A 13,515-nucleotide genomic window follows, 5' to 3' on the forward strand; every position below is an offset into this window, starting at 1 on the left:
CTGTCGGCTTATGTTCAACAAATCTATTTTTTTGAGTTTATAATCTACCTACGAGGCATTGAAACACCTTCACGACCTTCCCATCTTCTTCCGTAAGAATCGGCGTTTCCAAGCTACCTATAAGGAATGAACCCTGGATTCAAAAAACAAAAAGCCGAGCGGGGATAATGATGTGCGCCCCTTAAAGTAGACACAGGAACCCCCCCTGTGAACAGAACTACTTTTAAGGGGTGTTTTTCATGACGAAAAAAAGACAGAAATTCAAGTATTGTCCCTTCTCTCTGAAGATGCAGGCCGTTCAAATGAGACTGCAGGGAAACGCCAGGATCTCTACAATCACCGCATACAGTGGTCTCGACCATCTATATCATCCTTTCCATGAAAAAAGCACCCGAGTGGGTGCTTTACAAATTAACAATTTCAAGATCTTGTTTTTCTTCTTTACTATCTTCCAGAGCTTCATACAATACATCGAAAAAATCCTGTCCAGCACTGGTTACAAAGTAGTTTCCCAGATCCGTTATATCGGAACTGATATTGTCTCCCCAAAAAGGCCTTTTACTTAGATCTTCAATATCCCAAACAACTTGATCGGGTGAAAAAGCACTTAATTATTCTTGAATCTCTTTGGCCTCCTTCAAGGCATCATCTGCTTTTGTCCAGTCCAATCGCCCCATATAGAGATCCTGTATGATTAGAGGATATTTCTCTTTGTCTGGATCCAAATGATGCTCAACCGTTGAAAAGAAGGAGTTGAGAAAAGATTCCGCTCCGATCTCATAAAGAAGAAAATCAACTTGAAAGCTAACTCCCATGCCTATCACCTCTACCTAAAAGCGTCATACCCACCAACAGTTCCGGATACATTCTGAAATGAGGTATTCACCTTGTGGAACGTATACCTCTCCACCATCTCATCTTTACATTGACTTAAAAAATTTTGAATCGCACTGGTTTCATCTGTCGATCTATCCCCAACGGCACCATAATCTCTCACATTGTAACGAACCATAGCACTCCACTCCCAATTGTTTTTTACACACACAGATATCAATATAAAAAGCGGCCCCATCAGATCGACAGGGCGGATGAGACGGTAGCACCGTTCAGTCGCATTCATTTGGTTCCCCTACATATCGCGCGGTGCTACCATCAATGATAAAAAGTAAGGGTTGCCCGCGGAAAAATAGCCCGTGTATATAGTAGGGAACAAATGTCCCTCTACTATATAGGTGGCATCTGTATGACAAATGGCTTTGCTCATGGTAACTGTTCACATACGATACCATCACCATTCCCATCCAACCCGTGCGGATCCCCCGGACCCGTCGCTTCAAAGAAATCCTGAGCTTCCTTCTGGGTCTCAAAGTCGGAGCAGTCCCGATCGGGACCATTAGGATCATACTTCGGAATCACTTCTTGTGGTTCCGGCATTGCGTAGTTTTCTCCTTTACACCACTTCTCCGAATTATACCCTTCTCCTGTAACATACCCGGGACATTCCCAGATTCCTTTTTTCCGATTCTTAGCCACCTGTTCGGCAATTTGAAATTTCCTTAAGTATCGGCGGCTCTTGTAAATGTAGGCGACTCTTGCTAAGCCCTTTTTAAGCATTTGAATTTGTAGACTTTTCCCGTCCGTATAGACATAAGCCAGCAAGCGACCATATTTATCCCTTTTCTCGACGTCGAACTCTAATTCAATCTTGTCTGCTTTAGTCAGTTGTTGCTTTACATAATTACTAGCCTCATGACCCAGCGGCTGCTCTGCTTTTTCTGGGTGCTTCGTCTCTGGAGTATCAAATAATAAATACCTCACTGTCTCTTTTTTCCATTCACCTTGAACCTCGTAATATCCCCTTCAATGTGATCAACTAGTTCCACTTCTATCCTTTTAGGCTTATCCTCCTCTTTCTTATCAATAGTTTGACTCTGGCTGCACCCGATCAGTACTAACGCCAATACGAGAAACCACACCCCGCCCCGTTTCATAGGACTCTCTCCTTTAACCCTTTTTCAAGAATTTTAATTCCACCAGAACAAAATATACTCTAGTCTCTAGATGAGCAAATCTCCTAACATAAATATCCAGTTGTAGATTCACTTAGTTTAAGCAATGTTGAGCTGCTCTTTGACTTGCTCCAGTGGTACCGCTTGTTGGGACTGGCGTTATATCCAATCGACCAACCCGTGCTCCCGTCGGTTACGGATGAGCTTGAGGCCCAGCGATTCGTCCCCGTCTCCCGTTTCGGCACAATAGAAATAGGTCAAAAACAGCAGAGTCCAGAAGCGCTCGATGGCTCGAACGAACCGAACCCGGTAGCGATCAAAAGCGAATTTTTCCTTCATCTGCTGGAAAAACGTCTGTCGGGTAAAGAGCTGGCGCGGTGTCAAGGATCATTGACTTAGATGCCTGTATCCATTGTTCGTCCCAAACCTCTCGGTGAAGGAAATGGCTCAACGTCGTGCGATGTCGACGTTCGCGACTCAGGTATGTATATCGGAGTAGCCTTTCTGGGTTACACCGTCGATAAAATGGACGAGGTGCTTGAATGCCAGATTTGGACAGATACAGGTCGTACCGCTGCCCCTTCAAATATTGGCATATGGCATTTGGGTATGGTAAATTCTTGGCTCCTTTGTGTGCATGTGTTGTGGTGACTCTATCCATATCACAAAAGAGCAATCATGTCTCTACTTTTTTGTTAATGGAAATATCTTGGTGCGCTTTTGCTCATCTAGAGTATTAAGAAACTTAAAGAATCCGGTGCTTACAAACCAACTATCAAAAAAACAAATCGGATCAATCCTTTCCGATTAGTATCATGGCTACTTGGTCCCGAATCTCAAACACCACGGCAAGTCCATACAATGGAACCGTGTATTTATATATAGAAAGGAATGGAAGCGGATAGCGGTGTAGCGGAACCTTAGTTGATCCGAATACCGTTTTGACGGCGGCTCATTGTGTCTATGATACCTACAACAACGTAGCCGCCAGCGCCATTAGAGTGAGCCCAGGACGGAGTATCCTTATGGGAGCACTTGGGCTACTCAGGTTGGCTGGACGTCCAACTGAAGATGCCCAACCAGATGGAGAAGGAAAGATCAACTATGGGGATGTGCGTTATGACTTTGCGGTCGTGAACACTCAAGATAGCCTTGGTTGGTATAACAACTACTTTATTCCCCCTCCGTTCCGATGTTAGTGCCTCCCAAAAGAGAGGGATGAGCGGGGGACCACTTTGGAATACTAAAAGTGGAGTCGGAACCACACAAATCGGGATTATCAGTGCAGGGGATGCTCCAGGAGCTTGGGCTTGCAAACTCAATTCGTCAACCATTGAAATCATTGCTTACTGGCTGGATTAAATGGCATTTAGTACTATGGGGCTGCTTTAACAGCCTCTTCATATTTCCTAGAGTTGTTGCAACTTAATGGGTCGTTCCCGCGTCCATTAAACAGGAGGAGGTGGTGGATTTCATGAAAAAGTCGTGGTGCGTTTGGTTCTTAACTCTTCTTATTTTTATAAATGGTTGTTCCATGAACAGTAATCCTCAAACAGGGGAGCCCCAAACTACAAAGAAAACCGACATGGTACAAACAAAGGAAAAACCTATCTTTTTTCCAGAGAAGGAGTATCCAGAAAGAGCACAATTTTTTCAAACGGCTTTTGTGAAAACCAAAATCGAAAGCTGTACCCTTGACCGTAAGGGTATGGAAACAAGAAAAAAGAAAGCTTTGCAAGGTACTCCCCCCAAAAAAGGATTTGATCGGGTCCAATGGCCCATGGCCATTTGCAAGGAAGGTGGAAAAGGTGCTTATGTCAAATACATTACATCCAGCAAAAACTTAGCGGCTGAAGAATGGATCCAAAACGAATTGAAAAAATATCCAGACGGAACCTCACTTTTTCTCTCCATTGGAAAACCACCTAAATTGAAAGAAATCAATAGAACAATAGAAAATGAAAATAGGATGGAAGAAGAGAAAACAGAAAAATAAAAGCTACTTTTCCATATAGTAAAAGAAAAAAGCCGAGCGGGGATTTACCGTTCGGCTTTTTATACATTGTTAATATTTCAACAGATCGATGAAAGCATCGAACCCTTTTTCCTCTAATTCCTTTACCCGCTTCCCGACATTCTTTTTTTCAGGGAAGAACCTCAGCAGGCCCATTATCCAAAGCATCGGCATATCCTCTATAAAAAACGGCGGAGACACTTTTTCCCGTTGTAACTGAACAGAACGGCCCGATTTTCGATCACCGTCTCAATATGGACGTTCCGTCCCCAGAGGGCATACACATGTGGCAGCGTTTTTTCAATATGTTTGACATCCAGTTCGATACCTTCATAGGAATGTTTCAGATAGAGCTCCCCTTTATTCATATAGTCGCCGTCTTCCACAAGAATGGTGGGATGCCCTCCGTTGATGCGTTCAGAGACCAACTGCTCCCGCACATTTTCCCACTTTTTGTCCGAAACCGTCCATTTGTTGCCCGTCCGTTGAAAAAGGTACAAGTCCAGCTCCTCCACCAGCTCACGAGTCAAATAGTTACGGATAAAGGAGGTATCCATCTCCGTTTCCCGAACCTCAAAAATTTTTTCCCGGCCCTGTCCCGGCACACGTCCGTAACGTTCCCGCTCTTCTTTCGTCGGATGATCCCAGCGGCGCTCGATATCCTCAAACAGCTTCAGCCCCAGGTAATACGGGTTAATCGAAGTTCGGGAGGGTTGTATGACGGAAGCATTCAGTTTAGCGAATTCCAACACTTCCTCCTCCGACAGATCCATCTCCCTTAAGATCCGGATATGCCAGTAAGAAGCCCAACCTTCATTCATCACTTTGGTCTCCATCTGCGGCCAAAAGTAGAGCATCTCCTCCCGCATCACCGTCAGGATATCCTGCTGCCAATCCTCCAAGTCTCGATTATGATTCATGATAAACAACAAAAGGTCTTTTTCCGGTTTTTCCGGAATCTTTTTCCCGACTTTCTCCTTTTTCTCCGCTTCCGGCTTCCGATCCAGGGACCACAAATCATCGTAGGGAGTTTTATAAGCCGGCACCCGGTCCGGTTTTTCGTCGACTTTTTTCCTGCGGCGCGGAGGCTGAACCAGGTTGGAATCCACATGCTCCTGAACGGCCAGTACATGGTCGAGAAAGGTTTCCACCGTTTCTTTTCCATATTTCGACTCATACCGGCGAATACGCTCGGCACTGGCCGCCATCGTCTCCACCATGTCCCGGGATGTGTTGGAAAAGCGAAAATTGTTTTTAAAAAAATCACAATGGGCCAAAACGTGAGCAGCGATCAATTGATTTTGGATCAAACTGTTTCCTTTCAACAAAAACGCATAACAAGGGTTAGAGTTGATCACCAGCTCGTAAATACGACTCAGATTGAAATCGTATTGTATTTTCATTTTGTGAAATGCCTTTCCAAAACTCCAGTGGGAAAATCGAGTAGGCATTCCATAAGCTCCAAAGGTATAAATGATATCCGCGGGGCATATTTCATAACGCATCGGGTAAAAGTCGAGGCCGAAACCCTTGGCGATCTCCGTAATCTCACCGATGGAACGCTCCAATGCCTTTAAATCATCGGCCATTCGTATTTCCCCTTCCCCATGGACTCTTCCTATATCATACGCCGGAAGAGGGGAAACGTTGTGCAAAAAAACCGGTCATCCCCTTGTTCTGATTCTTCCATGATCCCCTGACAAAAAGCCGGGCGAGGGTCATCCCCGCCCGGCTTTTTTGCTTCCTTTCCCCGCCCTCGGTGCCGGCCAGGGCGGAAGCCTTTCCATATCAAACAGTTTGCAACGCTTCTTCGATCGGTGTCTCGCCGGCCAAAATCTCAAACGTACGACGGGACGTGTTTTCGATATCGAGACAGGCGGCGAGAACGGCGGCCACGTCCGCTCGGGAGATTCTCCTTGACAGATCGGTGATCCGTTCTGCGGCTTCAATCTTCCCTTGGGGCGGATCGTTGGACAGACCTCCGGGTCGGACGACGGTATAATTGAGACGACTATGCTGCAACCGCTCATCGGCCTTTCCTTTGGCCCTCAAATAATGGCGGATGGCGGACGGTCCACGATCCGGGTCGTCGGCGGCGATGGAACTCAACATGATATACCGGTCCACTCCGTGCTTTTCCGCTTCTTCTACCGACCGAACCGCTCCCTGATAATCTACGGATTCTGTTTTTTCCGGACCGGTGTGAGCCCCAGAACCCGCCGCAAAAATGACAGCTTCGATCCCGTCGAAGGCGTGGGAGAAATCCTGTTCCAGGTCGGCCACCACAACCTCCGCACCCTGATCCTGCAGGGCGGGAACCTGCTCTTCGTCCCGAACCATGGCTCGAACCCGATGGGAGGCACTTTCACCCAGTAGTCCGACCAGCTGTCTGCCGGTTTTTCCGTTGGCCCCGATAACTAAAACCTTCATCCATCCATCTCCTTTTATGATTTTCACTGTCCCATCCTTGTTCCATCATACCCTGCTTGACTGTCAGAAAAACAATCGGTGGATAACAGTCGTCCCTTTCCTTTTTCTCTCCAATAAAAAACCGCCTCATCACCCTTTTGTTGATGAGGCGGCTTTTAATCATCTTCCGGAATCGGCAGATATGCGACAGCGATTGTCAATCCCTCCAAGTGAGTTAAAGGTGGCTCCGCTTCGGGCTTGATGTACGTTTAGCGTCATCCCGACTGACCCGTAAGCCCATCTTCAAGCATCGGCCAATTTCAGCCCGACCACTCCGACGATGATCAAGGCGAGGGAAACGAGCTTAAAAGCGTTGGCCGTTTCTTGGAACCACAGGATGCCGACCAGGGTGACAAAAGCAGTACCCAAACCGGCCCAAGTGGCATAGGAAAGGCTGAGGTCGATCTTTTTCACGGCCATGGTCAGCGAAAACAGACTCAACCCATAGCACACAAACATCAAGACCGAGGGAACCAGTTTCGTAAATCCTTCGGACAGCTTCATCGAAACGGTCCCGGTCACTTCCAAGACAATCGCAAGAATCAGGAAAATCCAGCTCATCATACACTCCCCCTATCCTACGACAGCCTCGTATCCAATCATTGTACCGGGTTCATCCCTGAAAACCCTGCTCCATATAACGAATGATTAAGCGCCGAGGCAATCTGGACAATGCTTCCAACGAAGGACCTCTTCGATGGAGCAGACGCTGGATGATCAAACCGTTGATGGTAACCAGGATGAACTCCGTCAACTGAGGATCCCGAGTGTCCAAAATCCGGGAAATCCCTTCTTTGTACTGTTCCATCGCCTCTTCCAGGCGACGGTCTTTCCTGCTGTCTACCGCTTCATGGCGACAGTAGTCAATCCAGATAAAATACTGGTTTAAGAAATAACTTTCCCGTTCCTGAATAAAGCGGAACAGGTTTTCAATTCTCTGTTTCGGCGTCACTGCCCCTCGGAGAGCGTCTTCCGCGTCAAACAAGTCGTGGGATATCGTAAACTCCACGAGTTGGAAGAAGAGATCCTCCTTACCGGAAAAATAATGGTACAATGTTCCGGTAGAAACATCCAGATCATCGGCAATCCGACGCATGGTCAAAGACGCGTATCCTTCCCGGGCAAACAGCTCAAAACAGTTGTCCAACAACTCTTCACGTACTTGGTCATGATCAATGAGTTTTGGCATGGTTTTATTATAACAAACGTTCGATATAAGAGCAAGAGCATCGAAATGATTTTTTTCACTGGCCGAGAGGCAGGTCCGCTGGCCGATTCAAATTGAAAAAGAAGTCGGTTTTAACCTGCCCTTTTTTTGTAGCGGATACTCGTTTAACCCATCCAGAAAGTGTACAATCGATAGACAAGATAATGGTTGTTATCGGGGACGGAGTAAACCGGTCTCCCCCGCCACCCAGCTGGTGAACAATTTTGGGTCATGGCCCGCGGGTAACGGCATCCAGTAACAACATCGGACACGATGAAAGTCGCCGCTACAAAAGATAAGGCGAATGAATCCGGTTTCTCTCCCTTGAAGCTAAGAGGTATGACAACCTCTTTTTCCCTGCAAACTAAATGTCGTCTCTTCACCCGTCCGACCGGTTACATATTTACCGGTGAAAAACGAATCATTTGATTTAGAAAGGAAATCATTCATGACTTCCAAGAATCACCGTACTGAAAAGAGAAAATCGGAACACATCGATATCGTTCTCAATCAAAAGGTGACGGGGAAAGGAGTAACAACGGGATTTGAAAAATACCGTTTTCGACATTGCGCACTACCGGAAATCGATTTTTCCGAGATCAACCTGCGCACCTCCTTTCTCGGCAAACCTCTGCAAGCCCCCTTCCTGATTAGTTCCATGACCGGGGGGACGGACCGGGCCCGGGAAATCAACAAAAATTTGGCCACCGTCGCCGAAGAACGGGGTTGGGCCATGGGCCTCGGTTCGGTCCGGGCCGCCATCGAACAACCTTCTGCCGCCTATACCTTTCAACTGCGCAAATATGCCCCCACGATCCCCATCCTGGCCAATCTGGGTGCCGTCCAGCTCAACTACGGCTATGGGGTAAGCGAATGCCGTCAAGCCATCGATCTGACAGAAGCGGACGGCCTGATCCTTCATCTGAACAGTCTGCAAGAAGTCTTTCAACCCGAAGGTGACACCCGATTCAAAAACCTGTTTTCACGGATTGAAGACTTGTGCTCCACCATCGAAGTACCGGTAGGTGTCAAGGAAGTGGGATGGGGGATTCATGGTGAACTGGCCCGCCGGCTCTTTGAATCGGGTGTCTCTTTTGTCGACGTAGCGGGAGCTGGCGGAACCTCCTGGAGCCAAGTGGAAAAACATCGCTCCAAAGCGAAGGATCCCATCCGCTTTCAAGCCGCTGAAGCTTTTACAGAATGGGGAATTCCTACTTCCGAATGCATCGTGGAAGCGAGGGAAAAAATCGACGGCGAACATACCCTGATCGCCAGCGGCGGTATGCATGACGGTGTCCAAGGAGCCAAAGCGATCGCTTTGGGGGCGGACCTCGTCGGCTACGCCCGTTCCCTCTTGCCAGCCGCCGCCCATCCCACCCCCGAACCATTGCGCTCGATCCTGGAACGCATCGAATTGGAGTGCCGTATCGCCATGTTCGGTATCGGAGCACAAAACCTTACCCACTTACAGGGAACGAATTCGATTCAACGAGTAAATTGAATCCGTCTGAAGATAACCGCTCCCAAATATCGATTCAAATTCACTGAAGTGATGTAAAAAGTAAAGGAATATGATCCCGAAGCCCGCTAGAGGCGTTGTGATTTTAGCACATCCTTGGTGGGTCGGGGTGGGGTTTCACACTCCGTTTCGTTGTTCTGACGAGCCAAAGGCACCGTGTGGAACCCCATCCTCCCGAACAGGGGACTTTTTTCACAAAGCTTCTAGGGTCTGTCTGATAATTAACGATACTGGGTGCAGGAGCCGATTTCCGACTCCGCGCCGGGTCCTCCCGCAGATGCAAAACGGTCCGCGACCTTTTCTACGGACCGAACCAGCATTCATGCGGAAAAGCATCGTGGCCGCTAAACGGTTCGGTCCTCCGAAAACTCCGCTCGATTGTCGGGCATAGCGAGACCCGAGAGCAGAGCGAACGAGGGGAGACTTGTGCTCCACTGAGTGCAAAGGCCGCTACGCTGGAAATCGGATCCAGCTGTGTTCGACGATTTACCAGACAGGCCCTAGACAACTCCCAAACCCCTCCAGCTTCTCAATGTACCCAGTCTTTCCTTGTCCAAATCCCCCAAAGGGCCGCGGCACTGATCGCCAACGTACCGAAAAGGGCGTAAAAAACAGCCGGATCGGAGGCGGAAGCCATTAATTTGAACACCTCCTCCACACTGATCACCAGGATGAGTAGGGAGTCGGAAACATAAATCATACCGATCAACACTCCCACATATCCAATAAAAGCAAGAACCCCATTGGGCATGACAACCCCGACCGTACCGCACACTCCGAGACAGGCCAACAGGATCAGATAGATCCACCCGTAAAACCCAAGATGATACAGCAGGGCTCCACTGGTTCCGTAGGTTTCTATGCCCTCATAAAAGAAAGAAACGGATTCCGGATGCGGCAGGCTGACCCAGCCCACCATCTGGCTCATCACAAAGGGGATCAGTAGAATCCCCAGGGAGAGCCCTGCCTGGACCAGCCATTTGGCCATCAACATCTTTCCGCGGGAATACGGACGCAACAGAACCATCCGGTAAGCCCCGGAAGCGGCTTCCCCGCTGAAACTGTCCACCCAAAACAGGGGAGCGATAATGAAGGTGATCAAAAAGGACAGATCCCGCAGGGAAAAGACAGGGAAGTTGAGCACATTCAAAGGCGCTGTGTGATCGGCATCATAAAAACCGACACCGAAACGGAGATTCAGCTGTTCCAGCAAGAAAACCACGACTGGAAAAACTACGAGTAACACTCGGGTTTTTCGCCGGGCCCACACTCGCTCCCATTCACTGATCATCCATTCCCTCAAAGCCATTTCCTCCTTTTTTTTATTTACATCAATCCTTCGTTATGTCCAATGGTCGTGCCGGTAAGTCAACATCAGGACGAGACCCAGGGAACAAAGGGTGTACCCCGCCATCACCGTCAGATTCCAGCCGATCCACATCGGCTGCTCCGCCAGCATCCGTGTAATCCCCTGGTACTGGATTTCCGTCAAGGAGAGAAAAGACCAGCGGGGATCCAAAGACGGCTGCCACCGATGCAGAACATAGGAGTAAGCGATGGAGGTCAGCAAAAAAACGAGGCTGACTCCGACGGCGGTGGTCGTGGTCGGACTGGCGACAGCAATTCCCATGATGACCGCACTCGTCACCACCAATGTGAGAGCAGCCAGCCCGTAAAACTGCAGATTGTACAGAAAAGCTTCCCAGCCGGACACCCTCTCACCGTGAAAAAAGAGAGGAACCGTATCCGTATTTGGAAGCATCCAGGTCCCCACCAGGTAGCTGACACCCAGATAACAGCCGAGATAAAGGAGGAGGGTCGCCACCGCCGCCACCCACTTAGCCGCGAAAATGGAGACCGCCGAATAGGAACGGAGCATGACCATCCGCAACTGACCCGTTCGGTACTCTTGGGTCACCGACAAAACCAACCACAGAACCAACAAACCATTAAAAGCTGTCACCAGCATCTCCGCCAGACCCAGTACCGGAAAATTGTCCACTACGGCATACTCCGGATTCTCTTTGGGAACGGTCACATTGTTCTTGGCCAAATAGCGGACGGATCCGTATAACAAAAGCGGAATGCACCGAACAGGACCCAGGTGAGCTTCCGGGCCCACAGCCGTTCCCATTCACTTCGAAACAGTGCCGTCACCGGGACATCATCTCCACAAAGGCGTCTTCCAAACGCCTTGTCCGTTTTTCAATCCCCAACACCCCGATCCCTCGGGACAGGAGCCAACCGTTGAGGGATTCAACCTCTTCTTCGCAAATCGCGGCCTCGATCCGCTTCTCATCGAGACGAGTAACCGGAAACGCCCCGCCGACGGCGCGAAGAGCCGAATCGGCATTTCTCACCGTGTAGATCCACGTGGGCCGACCGGCCAGCTGTTCCAGAGCCCCCTGCCAGACCTGTCGGCCTTCCTTGATCATGACCAATTTGTCGCAGATTTACTGTAATTCATCCAGTAAGTGACTGGAGATCAATAGGGTTAAACCCCGTTCATCCCTCAGCTTCAAGATCAGTTCCCGCAAAAACCGCATCCCCATCGGATCCAGCCCATTGGCCGGTTCGTCCAGAATAACGATATCCGGATTCCCCAGTAGTGCTTGAGCAATCCCCAAACGCTGTTTCATTCCCAGCGAATAGGTTCCCACCCGGTCATCAGCCCGCTCTCGGAGTCCAACCAGGTGCAGCATCTCCTCGACCTGGAATCGACGCCGCTCTTTGGGCAGATTCGGGTGGAGCCGAGCCAGATTGGACAACGCCTTTCGACCGCTCAAATAAGGGAAGAAAATCGGGGATTCCACAATCGCCCCCATCGTCGACAGCGCCCGCCGTCGTTCCTTTTGCACCGAAATTCCCTTCACGAATACTTCCCCCCGGCTCGGAGCGACCAGCCCGGTCATCACCCGGATCATCGTCGTCTTTCCCGCCCCGTTGGGACCGAGAAAACCGCAGATCTCCCCTTTTCCCACTTCGAAGGAGACCTGATCCAACAGTTTTCTGCCCCGCACTTGCTTGGTAATACCTCTGATTTCTAAAATCGGTTCCGTTGTCATCCGAACGGCCTCCCTTGTTGACTTGGATACTTCCAGTTTAAGTCCGAACCGGTTTGGAACCCATCGATTCACCTTTCAAAACGAAGACGGAAGCTTACATTTTTGCAAGAAGTCCCTACCCTCCCCGGCATCAAAAAAGCCCCGGAATAGCCGGGGCACTTCAACAATCCTTCATCCTCCCTCATGATTCAACACTCAGATATACGCCTGTTTTGTCATCCGGTAATAGGCGGCGTATAAAAGGGTATAACCGGTAAAAACAACAGGCAGATGTCCTTTCATGGAAACACCCGATATGCCTTCCACCATACTTAAAAGGGCCAGGGCCAAAAAGAAAGCGATCAGCAACGGGATAAAAAACAGGATGCGAATCCGCCAGGTAACCAAACGCTCCCACTCCCGGGAGGTGATCCCCAGATTCTTCAGTACAAAAAACTGTTTCCGATCCCGAGAAAGCTCCGCAAACACCTGAAAATAAAGCATGCTCCCCGCAGCCAGAAACAACAGGGCACCGATCAACAAGCTGATAAACAGAATCGGTGTAAAAATCCTGTGTAACGTTGTCATCCCTTCCACTGGGGTATCCGGCATCGCCTGCTCGTCACCGCCCTTTAGCTCCCTTCTCATCTGCTTCACGGCGGGACCGCTTTCCCTCCAGTCCGGTAAAACCCAGCCGCGAATCACGGTTCCCGCACGCTCGCCGTAGGTGTCATACCACTCGCGGAACCTTTCATCGTGGACGACCACGACTTGTGCCGTCAGTGAATGCTCATTAAACACACGAATATTCTTCCGCTCCTCAATCGGAACCGTGACGGATTCTCCCCCGACCCGCAAGCGGAAGGGATTTTCCGGGAGAATACCGTTATATCCTTCATAAGGGAAGACGAACAAACCGGCCCCTCGACGGACCGTCAGAGGTGGACGATCGTGAAACTGTCGAATCAGCCGGTTGAAATCGGTAACCGCCACCACCGCGAATGTTTTGTCGGATCGGGCAGAACTGGAATCCGCGCTTGAAAAGTCGGACTCAGCCCTTTTTCCCGCAGGATTTCCTCCACTCGAGCAGGAGACAGGCGGTCCGGATTCCCCACCAGGCTGACACTGAACGGGTTTTGATGGAGAGCCAAGCGCTCCACTTCCTGGCCATAGCTGAGGAAAACCCCAATCGAGGTCAAAACCGCTCCGAAATTGCCTGATGGGGTACTAGCAAAAATCCTATCAACCATAGC

The 13,515-nt window shown here is 49.4% G+C and carries 12 protein-coding genes and 3 pseudogenes; 3 read left to right on the forward strand and 12 right to left on the reverse strand.

Annotation, left to right across the window (positions count from 1 at the left end; all coding sequences use genetic code 11):
• Window positions 1–404: 404 nt before the first annotated feature.
• The 3 genes and pseudogenes from CHM34_RS06430 to CHM34_RS06445 form a co-directional block, all read right to left on the reverse strand.
• Window positions 405–815: pseudogene (locus CHM34_RS06430) on the reverse strand (Imm70 family immunity protein).
• A gap of 445 nt (window positions 816–1,260) precedes the next feature.
• Window positions 1,261–1,818, reverse strand: coding sequence for a thermonuclease family protein (locus CHM34_RS06440; protein WP_094263765.1), 558 nt, complete (start codon window positions 1,816–1,818; stop codon window positions 1,261–1,263).
• 350 nt (window positions 1,819–2,168) lie between these two features.
• On the reverse strand, window positions 2,169–2,393 hold the full coding sequence (locus CHM34_RS06445; RefSeq protein ID WP_141201642.1) for a hypothetical protein: 225 nt from the start codon (window positions 2,391–2,393) through the stop codon (window positions 2,169–2,171).
• Between the two features lie 536 nt (window positions 2,394–2,929).
• Between CHM34_RS06445 and CHM34_RS20150 the strand changes: the two are divergent.
• Together CHM34_RS20150 and CHM34_RS06455 are read left to right on the forward strand one after the other, a co-directional pair.
• Window positions 2,930–3,208, forward strand: a pseudogene (locus tag CHM34_RS20150) (trypsin-like serine peptidase); the annotation flags it as partial.
• Window positions 3,209–3,483: 275 nt separating this feature from the next.
• Window positions 3,484–4,005 (forward strand): sporulation protein, encoded by a 522-nt coding sequence (locus CHM34_RS06455; protein ID WP_141201643.1) that lies wholly within the window; start codon window positions 3,484–3,486, stop codon window positions 4,003–4,005.
• Window positions 4,006–4,202: 197 nt separating this feature from the next.
• On the opposite strand, the gene CHM34_RS06460 is transcribed toward CHM34_RS06455, so the two are convergent.
• The 4 genes from CHM34_RS06460 to CHM34_RS06475 form a co-directional block, all read right to left on the reverse strand.
• Window positions 4,203–5,612, reverse strand: coding sequence for a SpoVR family protein (locus CHM34_RS06460; protein WP_094263769.1), 1,410 nt, complete (start codon window positions 5,610–5,612; stop codon window positions 4,203–4,205).
• 199 nt (window positions 5,613–5,811) lie between these two features.
• The gene (locus CHM34_RS06465; protein WP_094263770.1) at window positions 5,812–6,453 is read right to left on the reverse strand and encodes an SDR family oxidoreductase; all 642 of its coding nucleotides are present in this window, start codon (window positions 6,451–6,453) and stop codon (window positions 5,812–5,814) included.
• A gap of 282 nt (window positions 6,454–6,735) precedes the next feature.
• On the reverse strand, window positions 6,736–7,053 hold the full coding sequence (locus CHM34_RS06470) for a DMT family transporter (RefSeq protein ID WP_094263771.1): 318 nt from the start codon (window positions 7,051–7,053) through the stop codon (window positions 6,736–6,738).
• A gap of 52 nt (window positions 7,054–7,105) precedes the next feature.
• A complete protein-coding gene (locus CHM34_RS06475; protein ID WP_169713627.1) occupies window positions 7,106–7,639 on the reverse strand; it encodes a TetR/AcrR family transcriptional regulator in 534 nt (177 codons plus the stop codon).
• A 508-nt stretch (window positions 7,640–8,147) separates the two neighbouring features.
• On the opposite strand from CHM34_RS06475, the gene fni reads away from it, so the two are divergent.
• The gene (fni, locus tag CHM34_RS06480; protein WP_094263773.1) at window positions 8,148–9,200 is read left to right on the forward strand and encodes a type 2 isopentenyl-diphosphate Delta-isomerase; all 1,053 of its coding nucleotides are present in this window, start codon (window positions 8,148–8,150) and stop codon (window positions 9,198–9,200) included.
• A 547-nt stretch (window positions 9,201–9,747) separates the two neighbouring features.
• Here the strand turns inward: fni and CHM34_RS06485 are convergent.
• The 5 genes and pseudogenes from CHM34_RS06485 to CHM34_RS06510 form a co-directional block, all read right to left on the reverse strand.
• Entirely contained in the window at window positions 9,748–10,521 is a 774-nt protein-coding gene (locus tag CHM34_RS06485; protein ID WP_094263774.1) for an ABC transporter permease, read from the reverse strand.
• A 39-nt stretch (window positions 10,522–10,560) separates the two neighbouring features.
• On the reverse strand, window positions 10,561–11,340 hold the full coding sequence (locus CHM34_RS06490; protein ID WP_169713628.1) for a DUF2705 family protein: 780 nt from the start codon (window positions 11,338–11,340) through the stop codon (window positions 10,561–10,563).
• Window positions 11,341–11,599: 259 nt separating this feature from the next.
• Window positions 11,600–12,283 (reverse strand): annotated as a pseudogene (locus CHM34_RS06500) (ABC transporter ATP-binding protein); the annotation flags it as partial.
• Window positions 12,284–12,478: 195 nt separating this feature from the next.
• The gene (locus CHM34_RS06505; RefSeq protein WP_141201645.1) at window positions 12,479–13,255 is read right to left on the reverse strand and encodes an ABC transporter permease family protein; all 777 of its coding nucleotides are present in this window, start codon (window positions 13,253–13,255) and stop codon (window positions 12,479–12,481) included.
• The gene (locus CHM34_RS06510) at window positions 13,228–13,413 is read right to left on the reverse strand and encodes a hypothetical protein (protein WP_094263779.1); all 186 of its coding nucleotides are present in this window, start codon (window positions 13,411–13,413) and stop codon (window positions 13,228–13,230) included. Before CHM34_RS06510 ends, CHM34_RS06505 begins: the two co-directional genes overlap by 28 nt.
• Window positions 13,414–13,515: the final 102 nt, after the last annotated feature.

This window comes from Paludifilum halophilum, from assembly GCF_002245355.1.
Lineage (GTDB): Bacteria > Bacillota > Bacilli > Thermoactinomycetales > DSM-45169 > Paludifilum > Paludifilum halophilum.